The 18,211-nt window shown below is 71.6% G+C and carries 20 protein-coding genes; 11 read left to right on the top strand and 9 right to left on the bottom strand.

What is annotated here, in order from left to right; translation table 11 throughout:
- Positions 1 to 21: 21 nt before the first annotated feature.
- Positions 22 to 528: a GNAT family N-acetyltransferase gene (locus tag L1280_RS15190; protein WP_253583202.1), complete on the bottom strand. Its 507-nt coding sequence runs from the start codon at positions 526 to 528 to the stop codon at positions 22 to 24.
- Complete coding sequence (locus L1280_RS15185; RefSeq protein WP_253583200.1) at positions 525 to 1,397, bottom strand: RIO1 family regulatory kinase/ATPase; 873 nt, start codon at positions 1,395 to 1,397, stop codon at positions 525 to 527. The genes L1280_RS15190 and L1280_RS15185 overlap by 4 nt, the downstream gene beginning before the upstream one ends.
- 558 nt (positions 1,398 to 1,955) lie before the next feature.
- Here L1280_RS15185 and L1280_RS15180 point away from each other — a divergent pair.
- Positions 1,956 to 3,770: a RecQ family ATP-dependent DNA helicase gene (locus L1280_RS15180; RefSeq protein WP_253583199.1), complete on the top strand. Its 1,815-nt coding sequence runs from the start codon at positions 1,956 to 1,958 to the stop codon at positions 3,768 to 3,770.
- Between the two features lie 3 nt (positions 3,771 to 3,773).
- Here the strand turns inward: L1280_RS15180 and L1280_RS15175 are convergent, their stop codons facing one another.
- The 3 genes from L1280_RS15175 to L1280_RS15165 form a co-directional block, all read right to left on the bottom strand.
- Positions 3,774 to 4,079 (bottom strand): hypothetical protein, encoded by a 306-nt coding sequence (locus L1280_RS15175; RefSeq protein ID WP_253583198.1) that lies wholly within the window; start codon positions 4,077 to 4,079, stop codon positions 3,774 to 3,776.
- Positions 4,079 to 5,188 carry a M20 family metallopeptidase gene (locus tag L1280_RS15170; protein ID WP_253583197.1) on the bottom strand — a complete coding sequence of 370 codons (1,110 nt, stop codon included), beginning with the start codon at positions 5,186 to 5,188 and terminating at the stop codon, positions 4,079 to 4,081. Before L1280_RS15170 ends, L1280_RS15175 begins: the two co-directional genes overlap by 1 nt.
- A gap of 84 nt (positions 5,189 to 5,272) precedes the next feature.
- On the bottom strand, positions 5,273 to 5,488 hold the full coding sequence (locus L1280_RS15165) for a hypothetical protein (protein ID WP_253583196.1): 216 nt from the start codon (positions 5,486 to 5,488) through the stop codon (positions 5,273 to 5,275).
- A gap of 199 nt (positions 5,489 to 5,687) precedes the next feature.
- Between L1280_RS15165 and L1280_RS15160 the strand changes: the two genes are divergently transcribed.
- Positions 5,688 to 7,646, top strand: coding sequence for a S9 family peptidase (locus L1280_RS15160; RefSeq protein ID WP_253583195.1), 1,959 nt, complete (start codon positions 5,688 to 5,690; stop codon positions 7,644 to 7,646).
- Between the two features lie 79 nt (positions 7,647 to 7,725).
- Here L1280_RS15160 and L1280_RS15155 read toward each other — a convergent pair whose 3' ends face one another.
- Positions 7,726 to 8,637 carry a hypothetical protein gene (locus L1280_RS15155; protein WP_371922924.1) on the bottom strand — a complete coding sequence of 304 codons (912 nt, stop codon included), beginning with the start codon at positions 8,635 to 8,637 and terminating at the stop codon, positions 7,726 to 7,728.
- Between the two features lie 115 nt (positions 8,638 to 8,752).
- Positions 8,753 to 8,956 (bottom strand): hypothetical protein, encoded by a 204-nt coding sequence (locus L1280_RS15150; RefSeq protein ID WP_253583193.1) that lies wholly within the window; start codon positions 8,954 to 8,956, stop codon positions 8,753 to 8,755.
- A gap of 97 nt (positions 8,957 to 9,053) precedes the next feature.
- Between L1280_RS15150 and L1280_RS15145 the strand changes: the two genes are divergently transcribed.
- From L1280_RS15145 to L1280_RS15135, 3 genes are all read left to right on the top strand, one after another.
- A complete protein-coding gene (locus L1280_RS15145) occupies positions 9,054 to 10,010 on the top strand; it encodes an ABC transporter substrate-binding protein (RefSeq protein ID WP_253583191.1) in 957 nt (318 codons plus the stop codon).
- A 1-nt stretch (position 10,011) separates the two neighbouring features.
- Positions 10,012 to 10,518 carry a hypothetical protein gene (locus tag L1280_RS15140; protein WP_253583190.1) on the top strand — a complete coding sequence of 169 codons (507 nt, stop codon included), beginning with the start codon at positions 10,012 to 10,014 and terminating at the stop codon, positions 10,516 to 10,518.
- A 133-nt stretch (positions 10,519 to 10,651) separates the two neighbouring features.
- On the top strand, positions 10,652 to 11,191 hold the full coding sequence (locus L1280_RS15135; protein ID WP_253583189.1) for a DUF4142 domain-containing protein: 540 nt from the start codon (positions 10,652 to 10,654) through the stop codon (positions 11,189 to 11,191).
- 54 nt (positions 11,192 to 11,245) lie between these two features.
- Here the strand turns inward: L1280_RS15135 and L1280_RS15130 are convergent, their stop codons facing one another.
- Complete coding sequence (locus tag L1280_RS15130; protein WP_253583188.1) at positions 11,246 to 11,899, bottom strand: PIG-L deacetylase family protein; 654 nt, start codon at positions 11,897 to 11,899, stop codon at positions 11,246 to 11,248.
- A 133-nt stretch (positions 11,900 to 12,032) separates the two neighbouring features.
- Here L1280_RS15130 and L1280_RS15125 point away from each other — a divergent pair, with 133 nt between their 5' ends.
- The 6 genes from L1280_RS15125 to L1280_RS15100 all read left to right on the top strand — a co-directional run bounded on the left by L1280_RS15125 (position 12,033) and on the right by L1280_RS15100 (position 16,746).
- On the top strand, positions 12,033 to 13,028 hold the full coding sequence (locus tag L1280_RS15125) for a GNAT family N-acetyltransferase (RefSeq protein ID WP_253583186.1): 996 nt from the start codon (positions 12,033 to 12,035) through the stop codon (positions 13,026 to 13,028).
- Entirely contained in the window at positions 13,025 to 14,002 is a 978-nt protein-coding gene (locus L1280_RS15120) for a GNAT family N-acetyltransferase (protein WP_253583184.1), read from the top strand. Before L1280_RS15125 ends, L1280_RS15120 begins: the two co-directional genes overlap by 4 nt.
- Positions 13,999 to 14,973: a GNAT family N-acetyltransferase gene (locus L1280_RS15115; protein WP_253583183.1), complete on the top strand. Its 975-nt coding sequence runs from the start codon at positions 13,999 to 14,001 to the stop codon at positions 14,971 to 14,973. The genes L1280_RS15120 and L1280_RS15115 overlap by 4 nt, the downstream gene beginning before the upstream one ends.
- A gap of 26 nt (positions 14,974 to 14,999) precedes the next feature.
- Positions 15,000 to 15,686, top strand: a complete 687-nt coding sequence (locus L1280_RS15110) for an arginase (protein ID WP_253583230.1) — start codon at positions 15,000 to 15,002, stop codon at positions 15,684 to 15,686.
- Between the two features lie 86 nt (positions 15,687 to 15,772).
- Positions 15,773 to 16,315 carry a VUT family protein gene (locus tag L1280_RS15105; RefSeq protein ID WP_253583181.1) on the top strand — a complete coding sequence of 181 codons (543 nt, stop codon included), beginning with the start codon at positions 15,773 to 15,775 and terminating at the stop codon, positions 16,313 to 16,315.
- Positions 16,315 to 16,746, top strand: coding sequence for a hypothetical protein (locus L1280_RS15100; RefSeq protein WP_253583228.1), 432 nt, complete (start codon positions 16,315 to 16,317; stop codon positions 16,744 to 16,746). Before L1280_RS15105 ends, L1280_RS15100 begins: the two co-directional genes overlap by 1 nt.
- Before the next feature lie 240 nt (positions 16,747 to 16,986).
- On the opposite strand, the gene L1280_RS15095 is transcribed toward L1280_RS15100, so the two are convergent.
- Positions 16,987 to 18,129 (bottom strand): prepilin peptidase, encoded by a 1,143-nt coding sequence (locus L1280_RS15095; protein WP_253583179.1) that lies wholly within the window; start codon positions 18,127 to 18,129, stop codon positions 16,987 to 16,989.
- Between the last annotated feature and the right edge of the window lie 82 nt (positions 18,130 to 18,211).

Below are 18,211 nucleotides of genomic sequence, written 5' to 3'. Positions count from 1 at the left end.
GGGAGAGCTTAGAGGCTGGTTTCAATGGGGAAGTTTGAGGCCCGCATAGGCACTGAGATCGCGGCGCAGTGGGTAGACCATCGCGGCCGGGCTGTCCGGTTCCAGACCGAAGTCGCTGGCGGGGCGAAACCCGAACCGGGGGTAATAGGCCTCATGGCCCCACAGCACCACCATCGGTTCGGGACGCTCCTGAAGCCGCGCCAGCACCCCCCGCATCAGGGCACTGCCGATGGCCCGCCGCTGGAACTCGGGCAGCACGCTCAGGGGACCCAGCAGCAGCACGCGCCGGGGGCGTTCGGGCTGCTCCGGGTCGCCCTGCAAGTCGGTCGGGGACACGAGGACATGACCGACCACCCGGCCCCCGAGCTCGGCCACCAGGGACAGGTCCGGGAGAAATCGGCCGGAGGCGCGAATCTCCCCGATCATCTCGTTCTCGCGGACGCCGCCGTTGGAGGTGAAGGCCAGGCGGGTCACCTCGGCGATGGTGTCCGCGTCGGCCGGTCGCTCGGGGCGAAGGTGGACGGTCACGGCAGCAGCACACGCGGCGTCGGCCCGGGTCCCAGGGCGCGGCGCTGCACCTCGCGCAGGGTGGCGTCGCCGCTTTCCTGCACGCCGTGGCGCCGGAAGGAGGTGGCGAGGCTCTGGGCGTCGCGGGCGAGCAGGTCGCGGAAATTGGGGTTGGTGCGGGTGGTCAATTGCGGAAAGTCGATGATCGTCACGGTGTTCTCCCACCAGAGGAGGTTGTAGGTGCTGTAGTCGCCGTGGGCGTAGCCCAGCCGCAGCATGTTCGCCATGCCGGAGACGGCCTGGTCCCAGGCGCTGCGGGTCTCGGCGGGCGTCAGGGAGGCCTCGCTCAGGCGGGGGGCGGGCTGGTCTTCTTCCCCGATCAGGCGCATCAGGACGGCGGGGGCGGTCGCGCTGTAGTCAAAGGGCGAGGGGCCGACCAGCGGTTCGGGCACGCTCAGCCCCGCCTCCCAGAGGTGCCACAGGTGCGCGTACTCGGCGCAGACCCAGCCCTGATGCAGCATCTCTAGGCCCTTGCGGCTGCGGCCCGCCATCGCTTTGGCCGCCCGAGCGTCAGGGATATACACCCCGGCGCGGTAGACCTCGTCGCGCTGGAAGGAGCGGGCCTGAAGGTCGCGGTAGAGCTTGAGCAGCAGCGTGCCGCGCGGCCCACGGGCGACGTAGGCGGTGGCTTCCTTGCCGCTCTTGAGTTCGGCGAGAACTTCGTGGACGTGCCCCAGCCCCTTGAGCCGGGCGATCACGTCGTCTTCGGGGGTGCCCTCCCCCTCGGCGGTCAGGGCGGCGACGCGGCGGCGGCCCTGGGGAGCGCGGCGCTGGCGGCGGAATTTCTCCTCGCCGGGGGCGTCGTCGGTGTCGTGGAAGCGGCCCTTCATGGGCGCCCCGGGGGATTAGGGGGTGCGGTGAGACATGGTCCAGAGGGAAGATGCAGCAAAGCGGCTCCTGTCGGGTCGGGCGGGGGCGGCGGGGGGGGTCCCCTGGGTCGCGGTCCGGCGGACAATCGGGTTGTCGGTCATATGCAGCACCTCCTCTCGGTGATGTGCCCACCGTAGCAGGCAAATCCCACCTCTGCCACAGTTGGCGCGGGCGCTAGGCCATCAGGCGTACAGGAAAACCCCTCACCTTGCTGCTGCGCAGCGCCCCTCTCTCGGGGAGACGGGTCAACTGGTCCTCTTCCGAAGACTTGGGGGACAGCCGAGTGAACCGGGCTTGATCGCCTCTCCAAGGCTCCGGAGTTGGACGCAGATGGGTATCCCTCACCCCCGCCGTAGCCCCCCGCACGATTTCCCTAAACCGGCCTTGGGGTCGTCAACATCGGCCCGGCCCGGTCGCTGACGAGACTGGGGCTCCATTTGCCCCGTGGCCCACGGGAGCAGCTCCGGACCCCGGTCTGGCGACTGCCCTCCTGCGGCCCCGAAAGGACCGCTTGCTCCATGCCCCAACGAATCCGGGTCCGCCTGCCTGACCCCGCCCCCGAGCCCGAGCCTGCCTCCGCCGAAGTCGCCGTCCTGCCCGAGCCGGAGCCGCCTGCCCCGCCCCCCCGTGACGCCCGCCCGGTCGCGCAACTGGAGGTGGCCGCGCCGCCCCCGGCCCCACCCGCCCGCCGGGGCCGCCCCTCCAAGGACATGCAGCGGGCCGAGAGGCTCGCCCGCGAGGTCTTCGGCTACGACCACCTCCACCCCGCCCAGCAGGAGGCCATCCAGAGCGTCCTGCTGGGCCACGACACCCTGGCGATCATGCCCACGGGGAGCGGCAAATCGGCCATCTATCAGATCGCCGCGCTCTCGCTGCCCGGCCCCACGGTGGTCGTCTCGCCCTTGATCGCCCTGCAACGCGATCAGGTAGAAGCGCTGGAAGAAGCCGCCCCCGGTCAGGCCGCCCTGATCAACTCGGCGGTGCGCCCCGCCGACCGGGAGGCCGCGTGGGAGGCGCTGGAGGAGGGCGACCTCGAATTCATCTTCCTGGCCCCCGAGCAGCTCGCGAGCGAGGAGACGCTGGAGCGGCTGCGCTCGGCCGAGCCGTCCCTGTTCGTGGTGGACGAGGCGCACTGCGTCTCAGAGTGGGGCCACGCCTTCCGGCCCGAGTACCTGCGGCTGGGGGCGGTGGTCGAGGCGCTGGGGCACCCCACGGTGCTCGCGCTGACCGCGACCGCCTCGCCCCCAGTGCGCTCGGAGATCGTGGAGCGTCTGGGGATGCGGGAGGCGCGGGTGCTGGTGCGCGGCTTCGACCGGCCCAACATCCGGCTCTCGGTGCGGCCCTTCGCCGACGCGGGCACCAAACGCGCGGCGCTGGTAGACGAGGTGGTGGGCACCCAGGGTCCCGGCATCGTGTACGCCGCCACCCGCAAGGCGGCCGAGGCCCTCGCCGCCGCCCTCGCGGCGCGGGGGGTGCGGGCGGCCGCCTACCACGCGGGCATGGGCACCGCCGCCCGCGAGGGCGTGCAGGGAGATTTCATGGCCGACGCGCTGGAGGTGATCGTGGCGACCACGGCCTTCGGCATGGGCATTGACAAGCCCAACGTGCGCTTCGTGCATCACCTCGACATTTCCGGCTCGGTCGACGCCTACTACCAGGAGATCGGGCGGGCCGGGCGTGACGGCGGGGCGGCGCAGGCGACCCTCTTTTACACGCCGGGCGACCTCAACCTGCGCCGTTTCTTTGCCGGGAGTGCCCTGATCGACGCCGATCAGGTCGAGCAGGTGTTGCGGGCCGCCCAGGACGCCGATGGCCCGGTCGATCCCGGCGAGCTGCGCGAGGAGACCGGCCTGTCCCCCAGCCGACTGCTCAGCGCCGTGAGCCGCCTGGAGGAGGTCGGGGCGCTGGAGGTGCTGCCGGGCGGGGAGGTCGCGGCGGTGGGCAGCGGCGTGTCCCCGGAGGCGGCGGCCCAGGCCGCGCTCGCGCAGGAGCATCGCCGCGCCTACGAACGCTCGCGGCTGGAGATGATGCGGGCCTATGCCGAGACGGAAGGCTGCCGCCGCGAGTTTCTGCTGAACTACTTCGGGGAAGGCTACCCCGCCCCCTGCGGAGGCTGCGACCGCTGCGAGGCGGGCTTGGCGGCTCCCGCCCCCGACCCCGAGACCCTGCCCTTCGCCCTCGGGACCCGCGTCGCGCACCCCACCTTCGGGGAAGGCCTCGTCATGCGCTACGAGGGCGAAAAGGTGACGGTGTTGTTCGACCAGCAGGGGTATCAAACGCTCTCGCTGGGCTTCGTGCTGGACCACGACCTGTTGCAAGCCGTTCCGGCCTAGCGGTCAGTCTTCCCACTGGGCCACCGGAATGAAGTCCAGCCCCTCGGCCTCCGTCCCCGTCACCCGGTAGCGGTCGTCGAAGCGGACCACGAGTTCGCCCCGGTCGAAATGCTGCGGGCTGATGACCGGCTTGCGAAAGAGGTAGCCGCCCCCGTCGTCCGCGCCGATGTGGGCGGCCTTGGTGAAGCGGAACTCGACCACCTCGCCGTGCCCGCGCGTGCGCACCCGCACCCGGAAGGTACCGGGGTCGTCCTGCCGGACGAGGGGATGACTCGCCCCGCTAGAGCCGCGCCTGAGCCAGCCGAACATCACAGCCCCTGCATCAGCCGGGTCAGCAGCCGGACATGATCGGGCCAGCGGTCAAGGCGTACGTGTTCGTGGGCGGCATGTGCCCCGTCACCGGGAGCGCCCAGCCCGTCCAACGTGGGGCACAGCGGTGCGGTGAAGTTGCCGTCGCTGCCGCCGCCCACGATCTCGCCCGTCACCTCGAACCCGAGTTCGCGGGCCACCGCCTGCGCCTGCTCGAAGAGGCGCTCGGTACCGGGGCCGCGCTCGAAGGGCGGGCGGTTGAGGCCCCCGGTGACCGTCAGGGCCACGCGGGGGTCCTGCGGTTCCAGTCCCTCGATGCCCGCCGTCACCCGTTCGGCCTCGGCCAGCGTCGCCACCCGCACGTCGATGTCCAGGGTGCAGGCCGCCGGAATCACGTTCACAGCCCCGCCCCCCACGATGCGCCCGACGCTGACGGTGGTGCCCACCTCCGGACGGGCGAGCGCCTGCACCGCGAGAACGGCGCGGGCAGCTTCGGTGATCGCGCTCGCGCCCTCCTCCGGCTTATTGCCCGCGTGCGAGGCGACCCCCTGAAAGTGCAGGTGGAAGTCGCCCACGCCCTTGCGGCCGACCTTCAGCGCGTGGGTGTCGGCCACGGGAGGCTCCACGACGAGGACGGCGCGGCTCCCCTTGGCGGCGGCCTCGATGTGCTCCCGGCTGCTGGGGCTGCCGATCTCCTCGTCGGGAGTCAGCAGCAGCACCACGCCGCCGCGCGGCCAGCCACCTTTCAGTGCCCGCAGCGAGTGGAAAGCCCCCACCAGCCCCGCCTTCATGTCGTAGGTGCCGGGGCCATAGGCGTGGTCGCCTTCCACCCGCCACGGCATCGTCCCCAGGGTGCCGTGCGGCCACACGGTGTCCGCGTGCGCGAGGATCAGCAGGGGCCGCGCCGCTCCCGTCACCCCGAAGGCGAAGCGCCGGGTCCCGCCGGAGAGGTGCTCGACCGTGGCCCCCAGGTCCAGCGCCCAGGCTTCCGCCACGTCCATCACGCGGGCGATGGCGGCGGGGTCCGTGGAGGGCGATTCGATTTCGGTCAAGACCCGCAGGTCGTCCAGCAAGGCGGCGAGGTCCGGAGCAGGGGGCAGGGACACCATGCGGTCATGGTATAGCGGCGCTGCCAGGGCCAAACGCATCGCCCCCGCCTGGAGTCAGGGGGGGCGCGTGAAGAACAGGCGCGGTCAGGTCAGCAGCGCGACCTGCTGCGGGTCGGCCTGTACGGTGGCGCGGCCCTTGAGATACAGGTCGTTGAGCGCCTGCGGGCCGAAGATGCGGGCCAGCCGGGTGCTCGTGAGTTCGATGGTGGTGGTGACCGCCTGGGCCGACCGACCGGGGCGCAGGCGCACCCGCACGACATTGAGGGTGCCCGGGACCCAGGTACACGACAGTTCCTGCATGGGGGCCTCCTGAAGGGGAAAGGCGGTGGGGCCTCTGCCGGGAAGCGGGCAGAGGACGTTCCGGACATTCCGGTTCCTTCAGCGTAAGTGCTGCCCCTGAGCCCGGCGGTCAGGCGGGGACGGGCAGGCCTTGAGTCCGGCCTCATGAGACCGCTCCCCCCGACTGGCCGGACGCCGCGCCGCTGTGCTTGACTGCGGCATGTCACAATCCGGCCCCGTGCCCCCTGGCCCCGAGAGCCTGCTCGCCCTCCAGTTCCCCTCCGACCCCCAGGTCAGCCCGGACGGGGCACGGGTCGCCTACGTCCTCACGCGGGTGGAGGAGGACGACCCCCGCAAGACCGACCCCGAGTTCCCGAAGCCGCGCTACCGCTCGGCGGTGTGGCTCGCAGGTGGCGGCGAGGAGGCCCGCCCGCTCACACGGGGCGAGGGCCGCGACACCTCGCCGCGCTGGTCGCCGGACGGGACCGCGCTCGCTTTCGTGCGTGAAGGGGGCGGCGAGAAGGGCCAGCTGTTCCTGCTGCCGCTGGAGGGCGGTGAGGCGCGGCGGGTCACCCGGTTCAAGAACCCCGTGCAAGACGTGCAGTGGAGCCCGGACGGCCGCTTCCTCTCCTTCCTGACCACCGCCGACGACGAGGACAAGCGGGACGAGCGCGGCGAGGCCCGCGTGATCACCCGCCCGCGCTACCGCTTCAACGGCCGCGACTGGCTGCCCGAACGTCCCGCGCGGCTGTGGCGCTACAACGTGGCGGCCGAGCGGCTGGAGGAGTGGCACGCGCCCGAGGTCGAGGTGACGGGCTACGCCTGGCTCCCCGACAGCTCCGGCGTGCTGCTGATCTCCTCGGAGAGCGAGATGGACGCGGCGCAGTGGCGGCAGGAGGTCTACCGCCTCGCCCACAGCGGCGAGCGCGAGCAGGTGAGCCGCTGGAACTCCGCGGTTCAGGCGGTCGTGCCGCACCCCGACGGCGAACGCTTCGTGATTGTGGGCCGCCCCGAGGGCAAGGGCAGCCCCGAAGACGCCCACCTCTTCCTGGTCGAGCCGGGCGGCGAGTGGCGGCGGCTGGACGAGGGCTGGGATTTTCCGGTCGGCAACATCGTGGGCGGGGACATGCACGTGGGGGCCTTTCCCGCACTTCCCACGTGGGTGGACGCGGACACCCTGCTCGTCAGCAGCACGGTGGGCGGCTCGTGCGGCCTGTTCCGGGTGGGGCTGGACGGGACGGTGACACCGCAGGACCACGACCCGGAGGGGGTCATTCCTGCCTTCACCGCGCGGGGGGGCGGCGTGGCCCTGATCCGCGAGCGGGCCGACCGCTTTCCGGAGGTGGAACTGAACGGGCAGCTCGTCACCGACCTGAACGCGGCGCTTCCCTTCGCGCCCCGCAGCCCGCAGCGCGTGACCTTCACCACCGAGGAAGGGCAGGAGGGCGAGGGCTGGGTGCTGCTGCCGGACGGCGAGGCGCGGGTGCCCGCCATCCTGACGATTCACGGGGGACCGCACACGGCCTACGGGCACGCCTTTACCCACGAGTTTCAACTGATGGCGGCGCGGGGCTACGCCGTGTGCTACAGCAACCCGCGCGGGAGCGTGGGCTACGGGCAGGCGTGGGCGTCCGCGATTCACGGGCGCTGGGGCACCGTGGACATGGCCGACCTGCTGGCCTTTTTCGACCGCTGCCTGGAAACCTACCCACAGCTTGACGCGGCCCGCAGCGCCGTGATGGGCGGCAGCTACGGCGGCTACATGACGAACTGGATCACCGGGCACACGGATCGCTTCGCGGCGGCGATCACCGACCGCTCGATCTGCAACCTGCTGTCGTTCGGGGGCACCTCCGACATCGGCCTGCGCTTCTGGGACGACGAGCTCGGGCTGAACTTCCACCGTTCGGCGGATGCCCTGCGGCTGTGGGACATGAGCCCGCTGAAGTACGCCGAAGCGGTGAAGACCCCCACCCTGATTGTCCACTCGGTCCTCGACCACCGCTGCCCGGTCGAGCAGGCCGAGCAGTGGTACGCCGCCCTGCACCTGCACGGGGTCCCCACCCGCTTCGTGCGCTTTCCCGGCGAGGACCACGAACTCTCGCGCTCGGGCCGTCCGGACCGCCGCCTGAAACGGCTGGAGGAGTACCTGGGCTGGCTGGACCGCTGGCTGGCGTAAGCCTGCCCCCACACAAGGAGAGGGGCCGGGGGGGGATTCCCGGCCCTCTCTGCGTTCAGGCGTTCGCCCTCAGCGTGAATTACTCGTCGTCGCGGCGCTTGTTGCCCCAGCCCCGGTCGGCGCGGGGACGCGGGCGGAAGGTCTGGTCGCCCTCGTCGCGGGGCCGGAAGCCGCCCTGCCCACCACGGTCGCCACCACCCTGGAAGCCGCCACGGTCCTCGCGGGGCCGGAAGCCGCCACGGTCGCCGCCGCCCTGGTAGCCACCCCGGTCTTCACGGGGGCGGAAGCCGCCACCCTGACCGCCACGGTCGCCACCGCCCTGGAAGCCGCCACGGTCCTCGCGGGGCCGGAAGCCGCCACGGTCGCCGCCGCCCTGGTAGCCACCGCGGTCTTCACGGGGGCGGAAGCCGCCACCCTGACCGCCACGGTCGCCACCGCCCTGGAAGCTGCCACGGTCCTCGCGGGGCCGGAAGCCGCCACGGTCGCCGCCGCCCTGGTAGCCACCCCGGTCTTCACGGGGACGGAAGCCGCCCTGCCCACCACGGTCGCCACCACCCTGGAAGCCGCCACGGTCCTCGCGGGGCCGGAAGCCCCCACGGTCGCCGCCGCCCTGAGTGCCCTGGCTCTCGCGCAGTTCGCGCATCTCGCGGCGCAGGCCACGGATTTCCTTGCTCTGCGCTTCGAGCATCTCCTTCATCTCGGCCAGCATCTCGATCAGGTCGTCGGCGTCGATGTACTCGTCGGCGTCCTCGTCGCCGTCGGCTTCGGCGTCATCGGCCCCGCTCAGGCTGGCGGCCAGCACGCCCTCCTGCTCGGCTTCCTGGGCGTCGAGCACGGGGTCCTCGTCGGGCTCGCCCGCGAGTTCGGGGAGGATGTCACGCAGTTCTTCGGGGGTCTGCTCGTCGGTGTGCTGCTCGGACATGGGCGTCTGGGCCGTGCCCTCGGTCGTCGCCGCGTCGTCCGTGAGGTGCGGTCTGGTGTCGTCGGTCATGGGGGTCCTTTCCCTGGGGCTCACGCGGGGGCCGGATGTCGGCCGCCTCCGCCGTCCCGCAGGCGTACCCCCGAGTCTAGCACCCAGGCGGGGGAGGCCCTCCGCGCCCCTGGCCTCAGCGCCGGAAGATCGCCCGCAGAATTGGAAAGGCGATCAGGTGCGTGAGTGCCCCGACCAGGATGCCGACCAGGAGGGCCAGCAGCGGGTTCAGGCCCGACCCCAGCCACAGGCCGATCCACAGGAAAGTCCCCAGGCTGCTCGCCCCCATGATCGAGAAGCGCCGCGCCGTGTCCTCGGGCCGCCAGGCGTTGAAGTCCATACCCCCAGGGTGCCATGCCCGGCCGGGCCGGGGTGTCCCACCCGGCACCGCGTGCGAGGTCACCGTGAAATCAGGGGGGCTGCCTATACTCGCCCCCATGAAGCGTGCCCTCCTCCTGCTCTCCCTGCTCGCGTCTTCCACGGCGTGCGCCCAGGGCTCCCCGCGCACCGTCACCATCGGCCTGGGGTACATCCCCAACGTGCAGTTCACGCCCTTTTACGTGGCCGACAAGCTGGGGTACTACCGCGCCGAGGGCGTAAACGTGAAGTTCCAGCACGGCTACGTCTCGGAACTCATGCCGCTGCTCCTTCAGGGCAAACTCGACTTCGTGGTGGGCGACCCGGAGGACGCGGTCTTTGCCCGCAACCAGGGCGCCCCGGTGCGCTACGTCATGGCGATGTACCAGAAGTCGCCCGTGACAGTGTTCAGCACGAGGCCCTTGAACCGCGCTTCGGACTTGAAGGGCAAGACGCTGGGGATTCCCGGCACCTTCGGCAGCAGCTACGCGGCCACCCGCGCCCTGCTGGACGCGGCGGACCTGCGCGAGGGCCGCGACGTGCGGCTGGCCTCGATCGGCTTCACGCAGCTCGAGGCGGTGCGGGCCGGGCGGGTGGATGCCGCCGTGGGCTACCTCAACAACGAGGTGGTGGGGCTGCGGCAGTCCGGGGAGCGGGTCTACACCCTGGACCTCAGCGCGGCCTACCCGATGGTGGGCGTCGGCCTGATCACCCTCGACAAGACGCTGGGCGGCGACCTCGCCCGCAAGGTCGTGCGGGCCTCGCAGCGCGGGCTGAAGTTCACGGTGGGCGACCCCGCGCGGGCCTTCCGGCTGGCGCAGCCGGTCTTCGGCACCGGGGGCGGCAGCCTGGAGGTGCTGCGGGCCAGCGTCCCGCTGATGCAGAGTGCCTACACGCGGTCCAACGGCCTGGGCGCGAGCGACCCCGCCGCCTGGACGAAGGCGGTCGCCGCGCTGGTGAAGCAGGGCAGCCTCCCCGCCGGGACGAAGGCGAGCACCTTCTACACCAACAGCCTGATCAGCAAGACGCTGCGGTGACATGGGCGTGAAGCGCTGGCGGCTCTGCCTGCTCGCCCCCCTGCTGGCGGGCTGCACGGTCGTGAGCACTCCGCGCGACGCGGCGCAGTGGACGACCACCGTTCACGGCGTCACCGTCACGTGGCGCTGGGTGGCTCCGGGCACCCTCCAGCGCCGGGGAGACACGCCGTACGCCGGGTACACCCTGACCCTGCCGCTGGCGCAGGGCTGCGTGGTGGACATCGACCCGGCCCTGTCGCGGCACGACCTCGTGCGGGTGGCGGCGCACGAGTACGGGCACTGCGCGGCGGGGCGGTACCTTCAGCTTGGCGTGGCCGACCCGCAGGGGTTGAGTGCCTACCACCGCCAGCTCTGGGAGCAGTGGCCCGAGCGCTACGCCCAGGCTTACCTCGCCGCGTGTGGCCCCAGCCTGCGGCCGCTGGGATGGTACGACCTCGTGCAGGCGACCTGCGCCGAGGCGCCGGACCCGCGCACCGTTTCTGGCGAGCGGACTGAACCTGAATCGTAGCCAAAGCATCAGTTTCGTCGGCTGGGACGCAGTTTTCACGGTTTCTTGAGTCATGAATGGAGGCTCAATGCGGGTCTACCGCGGGGCCTCCTGGGGGTGTCAGGCTGCGGCACGTTCCACCGGAGGTTTCACCATGAAGCGTACCCTGATCCTGTCGGCCCTGACCCTTTCGCTGGCCCTCCCCACTGCCGCCGTCGCGGGCGGCGCCACCGGTCCCCTCGGCCCGGTGAGCACCGCGCAGGTGTCCAACGACACCGATGTGCTGTTCATGGAAGTCGCCACCATGAGCAACCTCACCGAGATTCAGACCTCGCGCCTCGCGCTGCAAAAGAGCAGCAACGCGCAGGTGCGGGCCTTCGCGCAGATGATGATCACCATGCACACCCAGGCCCAAGCCGAACTGAACGCCCTGGCCGCCCGCAAGGGCGTGCGCCTCGCCGACAAGCCGGGCGCCGACCAGCGCCTCTTGTACAACCGCCTGACCACGCTCTCGGGCGCGGCCTTCGACGCGGCCTACAAGAACGTGCAGGTGAACGGCCACCAGATGACCCTGGACCTGATCGTCACCTACCGCAGCATCGGCAAGGACGCGCAGGTGCTCGCCTACGCCGCCAAGATTCAGCCCGTCGTGGCCGACCACCTCGCGCGGGCCAAGGCGCTGCCGGGCAACTGAGCGCCGATCATGCGGGGAGTCGGGGGGTCAACCCCGGCTCCCTTTCCTGTGGTGTTACTCGCCTACCTCGTAGAACGTCTCCTCGGTGATGCGCTCGGGGAACTTGCGCATGAAGTCGACCGTGCTCAGCGCTTGGCTGCGGTGGCACCCGATGGCCCGCAGCTTGCGGGTCACGTGCCGGGTCACGTCGCGCCGCAGGGTGGGCGCGAGCCACGCCGCCCGCAGGTCCTCGCGTTCCGGGGGCGTGGGGCTGGCGTAGTACCACAGGCGGGGACGCCCGGCAGGCGGCAGGCGGTCCCACGCGGCCTTCACCGCCCGGTGGGTGGTCACGTGGTCGGGGTGGCCGTTGCTGCCGTTGGGGGGAAAGGTCAGGACCGTCTCGGGCCGCAGCCGAGTCATCGCCTCCCGCGCGACTTCCACCAGTGCCTCCAGGGGTTCGTCTTGCAGATATTTGTCGGGGAAGGTGTGCTGTTCATGCCGGGTCAGGCCGATCTCGTCGAGGCAGGCCCGCAATTCTGCCGCTCGCATCCGGGCCAGCTCCTCCGGACTGTCACACAGCCCCAGCGTGCGCCCCGCCTCGCCACGCGTGAGGGTCACGAGGCCGCAGGAGTGGCCTTCTTCCAAAAAGTCCATCAGGGTTCCGGCGGCGCCGTACACCTCGTCGTCGGGGTGGGGCACGATCAGCAGCAGCTTGAGGGGCTGGGTCATGCGGCCCAGGATAGGGCGGCCCAGGACGGCGCTCCGTTTCGTGGCCGCGTGTCCAGGGCTGCACCTCCACTCCACGCCGCCCTAAGCGCGGTGGCCGATGTGCGCCCTCCCCGCGCCGGAACAGGATGGAGGCGTGACCGAGCTTCCCTTCAGCCTCCGCCCACCCCGCAAGCCGGATGATTATCCGGCCCAGGCCCGCGTGCGCTCGACCTTTGATCCCGAGTGGCCCGTGACGCCTGAGCTGCTGCGCGTCTGGGACGAGGCCGCTGACCCCTCTCTTTTCAATACCGAACTCGTGGCCGAGCGTGGGGGCGACATCGTGGGCAGCGGGCAGATCGGCCACGACGACTTCGCCTTCGAGGAGTGGCGCTACTGGGGCGGCCTGACCGTCCACCCGGACGCGCGGGGGCGGGGGATCGGCTCGGCCCTGTACGCGGCGCTGCTGGAGCGGGTCCGCGAGCGGGGCGCCCGCGAGGTCCGCACCATGCTGACCGACCAGCCCTGGCACGCGGCGGGCCGCGCCTTCCTGGACCGCCGGGGCTTCCGGGTGGCCTGGGAACGCTATGAATCGCGCCTGCACACGGCGGACGTGAACCTAGGGGCGTTCGGGCCGTTGTTGGAGGGGGTCGCCGCAGAGGGCGTGGAGCTGCATTCGGTGGCCGACCTCGCCGCCGATCCCCAGCGAAACCGCCGATTGTGGGAACTCGACTGGCTGCTCTTTCAGGACGTGCCGATGGGCAATGCCCTGACCCGCCGCCCGCTGGAAGCGTGGCTGAAGCAGGAACTGGACGACCCCACCTTCTCCGCCGACCTGTCTTTCGTCGCGGTGCGGCCGGGGCTGGACGACCCCCTCACCGGTCCCTACGTGGGCTACTCCACCCTGATGCGGAATCCGGCGGGGTTCTACGTCATCGGCATGACGGGGGTGCGGCGCGAGGACCGGGGCAAGGGCATCGCCAAAGCGCTCAAGGCCGCCGCGATGCGGGCGCTGGCGGGGGCGGGGGGCGGCGAGATTCGCACCTTCAACGACAAGCCGAATGCGGCGATGCTGGAGATGAACCGTGCCCTGGGCTTCCAGCGGGGGCCGACCCACTTCCGCTACGAGCTGCACCTGGGGGAGGGAAAGTGAAGGTCCGCGAGGCGACGGACACCGACTTCCCTGCGCTGGCCGAGGTGCAGGGCGCCGTGTGGCCCGACCACGCCACGACCGCCGAAACGCTGGCGCACGAGGACGCCGACCTGCGGCGGCACCCCATCGGCGCCCACCTGTGGCGGGTCGTGGCCGAGGACTCTGCGGGCCGAGTGGTGGGCAGCGGCTCGCTGATGCAGTGGCCGGGCATGTTCCACCCGGACCGCTACCACGCCGAGGTGCTGGTGCGCCCGGAGGACCGGGGCCGGGGCGCGGGCCGGGTGCTCGCGGCGGCGCTGGAGGCCCACCTGCGGGAGTGCGGCGCCCGCGAGGTGCTGGCGACCTCCCGCGAGGACTGCCCCGAGGGGCTGGCCTTCCTGTCGCGGCGTGGCTTCGGGGAGCACATGCGCTATTTCGCCAGCGCCCTGACGCTCGCCACCTTCGACCCTGCGCGGTGGGCCGGAGCCGAGCGGTTGCCGGAGGGCCTGCGCCTGCGCTCGCTGGCCGACCTCGTGGCCGAGGTGGGGGAGGAGGCCGCGTGGCGGGCCTATTTCGACGTATACAGGGCTGTTCGCGCCGACGTGCCCCGCGCGGGCGAGGCCACGCCGCTGGACTTCGGGCACTTCCGGACGCGGGCGGAGGATGAGCGCTTCTGGCCGGAGGGCGTGCTGTTCGCCGTGACGGAGGACGGGGAAGTGGCCGCCCTGACCGAGCTGTACGCGGACGCCACCGACCCCACCCGGCTCCAGACGGGCCTGACCGGGACTCGCCAGGAGTGGCGGCGCCGGGGGGTGGGCCTCGCCCTCAAGCTCGCGGCGCTGCGGCTGGCCCGCGAACGCGGCGCACAGAGCGTCTGGACCGACAATGCCAGCAGCAACGCGCCCATGCTGGGCCTCAACGGACGCCTGGGCTTCGTGCGCCAGCCCGCCTGGGTGGAGCTGCGCCGGGGCCGGGTGGAGGAGGGAACGCTATGACCTTTCAGGAGCTGACGTTCACTGCCCGTCCGGTGGAGGAAGCCGAGTGGGACGCCGCCGCACGGGTCTGGACCCTGGCCTGCCCACATGATCCCGTCAGCGGCGGCGACCTCCGCAAGCGGGAGGCCGAGCAGCGCGACTGGGGCTATACGGCCTTCACGCTGGTCGCGCTCGCCGGAGGAGATGTGGTGGGGCAGGCCAGCGTCTACCAGAATCCCGGCGCCTACCACCCGCACCGCTTCACGCTGGAGCTCGCCGTCCATCCCGGCTGGCAGGGGCGGGGGGCGGGGCGGGCGCTGTGGTCGGCCCTGCTGCCCCGGCTGCGGGCGGTGGGGGCACAGGGGATTCGCACCCTGGCCCGCGAGGACCATCCCATCGCGCCCGGCTTCCTGGCGCGGCGGGGCTTCGAGCCAGGCAAGCGATATTTCACGAGTAGCCTTGACCTGACCACCTTCGACGAGGCCCCCTTCCGCGACCTGTTGGCGCGGCTGCGGGCACAGGGGGTGCGGGTGCGGAGCCTCACGGAACTCCGGGCGGCGGACACCCCCGACCTGACGGGCCGCCTCCACGCCCTGATGAGCGATGTGCGCCGGGACGTGCCCCGCGCCGAACCCGCCACACCCCTCTCGCTGCAGGTCTTCGAGGAAGCGGTGCTGGGCGACTCCGCCCTCCTCCCTGGCGCCTACCTGATCGCCGAGAACGCCGGGGGCGAGTGGATCGGCCAGACCACCCTCTTCCGCACCGAGGCCAGCCCCGACCTGCTGACCGGGCTGACAGGCGTGACGCGGGCGGCGCGGGAGCAGGGGGTGGCGACCGGGCTCAAGCTGCACGCCATCCGCGCGGGCCGGGCGCTGGGCGGCACCCTGATTCGCACGGACAATGCCAGCGACAACGCGCCCATGCTCGCCATCAACGACCGCCTGGGCTTCGTGCGCGACCCCGCGAGCGTGAGCTGGGGGCTGGAGCTGTAAGGTGGCCTGTGCCCCAGCGCCCGCCCCTGCTGCTCTCCATCGACTGGGACGCCTTTTCCGGCACCCGCGAACTCGTCTTCGACGCGCCCATCTGGGGCACCCGCGACCGCGAGGAAGACCGGGTGGAGGCGTGGCGGACACGTGCCCGCAAGCGCGGCGGCCTGGGCTGGGAGAGGCTGGCCGCCGACTTCCCCCTCTACCCCGGCTGGGAGGCGTTGGAGCGCTACGCGGGTGTGCCCGCCCACGTCACCCTGACGCACGCGGACGCCTGGGAGTGGCTGGCGGCCTTCCCCGGTGCCCACGTGCTCAACGTGGACAGCCACCACGACCTCGCCAGCCTCAGCGGTGATCCTGCGCGGGTGCGGCCCGGCAACTGGGCGGGGCTGGCCCTGGCGTCGGGACGGGCGCGGCACTACACCTGTCTCTACCCGGACTGGCACGCGGACCTGCCCGTCGCGGAAGGGTACGACCTGAGCCGCACGTGGGGCGAGGTCGCGTCTCTCCTCCCACCCGACGTGCTGGAGCGGGTCACCCTGCGCCGGATGAACAGCCCCACCGACGGTCTCCCCGATCCCGCCGAGGTCACGGCCCTGCTGCTGGTGCAGTCGCCCGCGTGGACGAACCCGGCGCATGACCCAGCCTTCTTCCGGCTGGCGCGGGTGCTGAACGCCGCGCCGCTGACGCCACCGCTGGACCGTTCGGCGGCCGGTTGACGGCGGGTCAAGCTGCTCCCCTCTGCCTGCTACTCTGGGCGCTGGCCCGTGACCTGTCTTGTCGCTGCGGCTGGAGGAAAAACGCCATGACCTATTCCGTCGTCGGCCGCCCGGTCATCATCCTGACCGCGCTGTACGCCCTGAGCATCCTGCTCGCCAACCTCACGCTCAATCAGTTCATCCCGCTGCCCGTGTTCGGGCTGCTCAGCGTGGGGACCATCTTCTTCGCGGCCGTGTTCACCCTGCGCGACCGGATTCACCGGGCGGGGGGCCTCCGGGCCGTTTATATCGCCATCGCGCTGGCCCTGCTCGTGAACACCGTGGCGGCGGTCCTGACCGACACGCCCTGGCGCTTCGTGGGCGCGTCCTTTCTCGCCATTCTGGTGGGCGAACTGGCCGACACCGCCGTCTATCAGCGCCTGATTCAGAAGAGTTGGTGGACCCGCGTGCTCGCCAGCAACGCGGTCAGCGTGCCGCTGGACTCCGTCCTGTTCACGCTGCTGGCCTTCTACGGCGACATGAGCAGCCGCGACATCACGCAGATCATCTTCGCGGACATCCTCGCCAAGTACGCGATCGCGGCCCTGTTCGCTCTGCGGGTGCGGCAGGTCAGCCGCGCCGCCGCGTGATGGAGCGCCCGGCCGACCTGCTGCGCACCATCGCCAACGCCCACCCGGACCTACCCACGGTCGTCGAGCATGTGCTGGAGCTGCCCGAACTCTGCCCGAAGACGCGCAACCCGGCGCCCGGTTCCACCCTGACCCTGCGCTACGCGGCGGCAGAGAGGTTGCTGGAACTGTTCAGTCTCGACCGCTACATGGACGCCTTCGTGGGCCACACGGTCGTGCGCGACATGGAGGTCTTCGTGCAGGTGGCCGCGCAGGACGCCGCGAACGCCGCCGGGGTCACGGTCACAGCGACCGCCGACGTGGGCCTCGTGGGCTTGCGCCAGCGCCAGCGGGTGACGGTGGTGGCCCGCTCACAGGGCTCAGCCGAACAGGGGCAAATGGAAGGGGAGGGGGAGACGCCCGGCACGGCGGCCGAGTACGGTGGCCCATGACCAGATTCTCGCTACGGGCATTTCTGGACAGACTCAGCGCGTCCAGGGACAGGGGGTACAGCCGGACGGGCACCATATCCGCCGAGCCATTCCCTCCCCGCCGCCGTGACGAGGGCGAGGACGGCCTCGGCGTCCCCGTGCCTGTCGGCCCCCGCCCGCGCCGGGGTGGAGCGCAGGCCCAGCCTCCCAGGGAAGAGGAGGAGGCGGTGGTGATGCCTCCCCTGCGCGGTTGACCGTTCCCTACAGGCCCAGCAGCGTCCGGTAGCTCTCCACCACGGCCCCGCCCCAGATCAGCGCCACCACCGCGCCCAGCGCGAGGTAGGGGCCGAACTTGAGGCGGTTCTCGCGTTTCAGGGCGACCTGCACCAGCCCCAGCAGCGCCCCCGCGAACACGGCGACTACGACCGCCACCAGCAGCCGCTCCCAGCCCAGGAAGGCCCCGATGACGGCGGCCAGCTTCACGTCCCCGAAGCCCATCGCAGCGGGGTCGAAGGGCGCGTCCTCATCGGCGTCGTCCCCGCGCCGCCACCAGTACACGCCCGCGAGCAGCGCGACAGCACCCCCGGCGGCGAGCGCCCCCTGCACCATCACGATGAGTCCAGGGCCAAAGCCCGATCCTCCCAGCCCCACGCTGACAAGCAGACCCCCCAGCGTGAGCAGTTCCGGCACCCGGACGACTCGCCGCGCGAGTAGATTCGCCGCCGCCGACAGCACCGCCGCCGCTACCCCCCACCCCAGCCCCGCCCACGCGCCCACCAGCAGCGCGAGGGCGATCTGCTGGTAGCCGATGGGCGTTTCCGGGTAGCGCCGCTCGCGGAAGCGTCGCAGCACCCACGACCCGATCAGGTCGATGGTCACGAGCAGGCCCGCGCCCAGCAGCGCCCCCTGGATGGCCTCGGCGGGTGTGGGCAGCCCCAGGCCATCCACCGCCCCCGACCGCGCATTCAGAAAGCTGAAGCCCACGCCCAGCGCCACTCCCGGCAGCGTCAGCTCGTCGGGAATGGTGTAGGTGTCGAGGTCGATGGCGCTCGCCACCAGCAGCAGCGTGAACAGCACGAACAGGCCCAGCGTGGCCCCGCCGTACAGCGCGAAGGGGTAGAGCGCGGCGATGGTCGCGTACCCCACGCCGGTCAGCAGCTCCACCACCGGATAGCGGGCCTTGATGGGAGCGCGGCAGTAACGGCACTTGCCCCCCAGTGCCACCCACGACCCCACCGGCACGAGGTCGCGTGGAGACAGGCGGTGGTCGCAGTGGGGACAATGGCTGGGCGGAAAGGCGACATTTTCCCCGCGCGGCAGCCGCCAGATCAGCACATTGGAAAACGACCCCACCAGCAGGCCGAGCACGCCAGCGAACACCACGAGCAGCAGGTCGGGACTCACCCCGGAAGTGTAGGGGCCGAGGTCTTACAGGAGCCTGCCCTCCCGGCCCTTTGACCGCGTTCAGACCGGGCCGGGCCGGGGG

Origin of the sequence: Deinococcus sp. HSC-46F16 (assembly GCF_024171495.1) — a bacterium.
Taxonomy (GTDB): domain Bacteria; phylum Deinococcota; class Deinococci; order Deinococcales; family Deinococcaceae; genus Deinococcus.
This window is presented reverse-complemented; position numbering and strand designations above follow the sequence as displayed.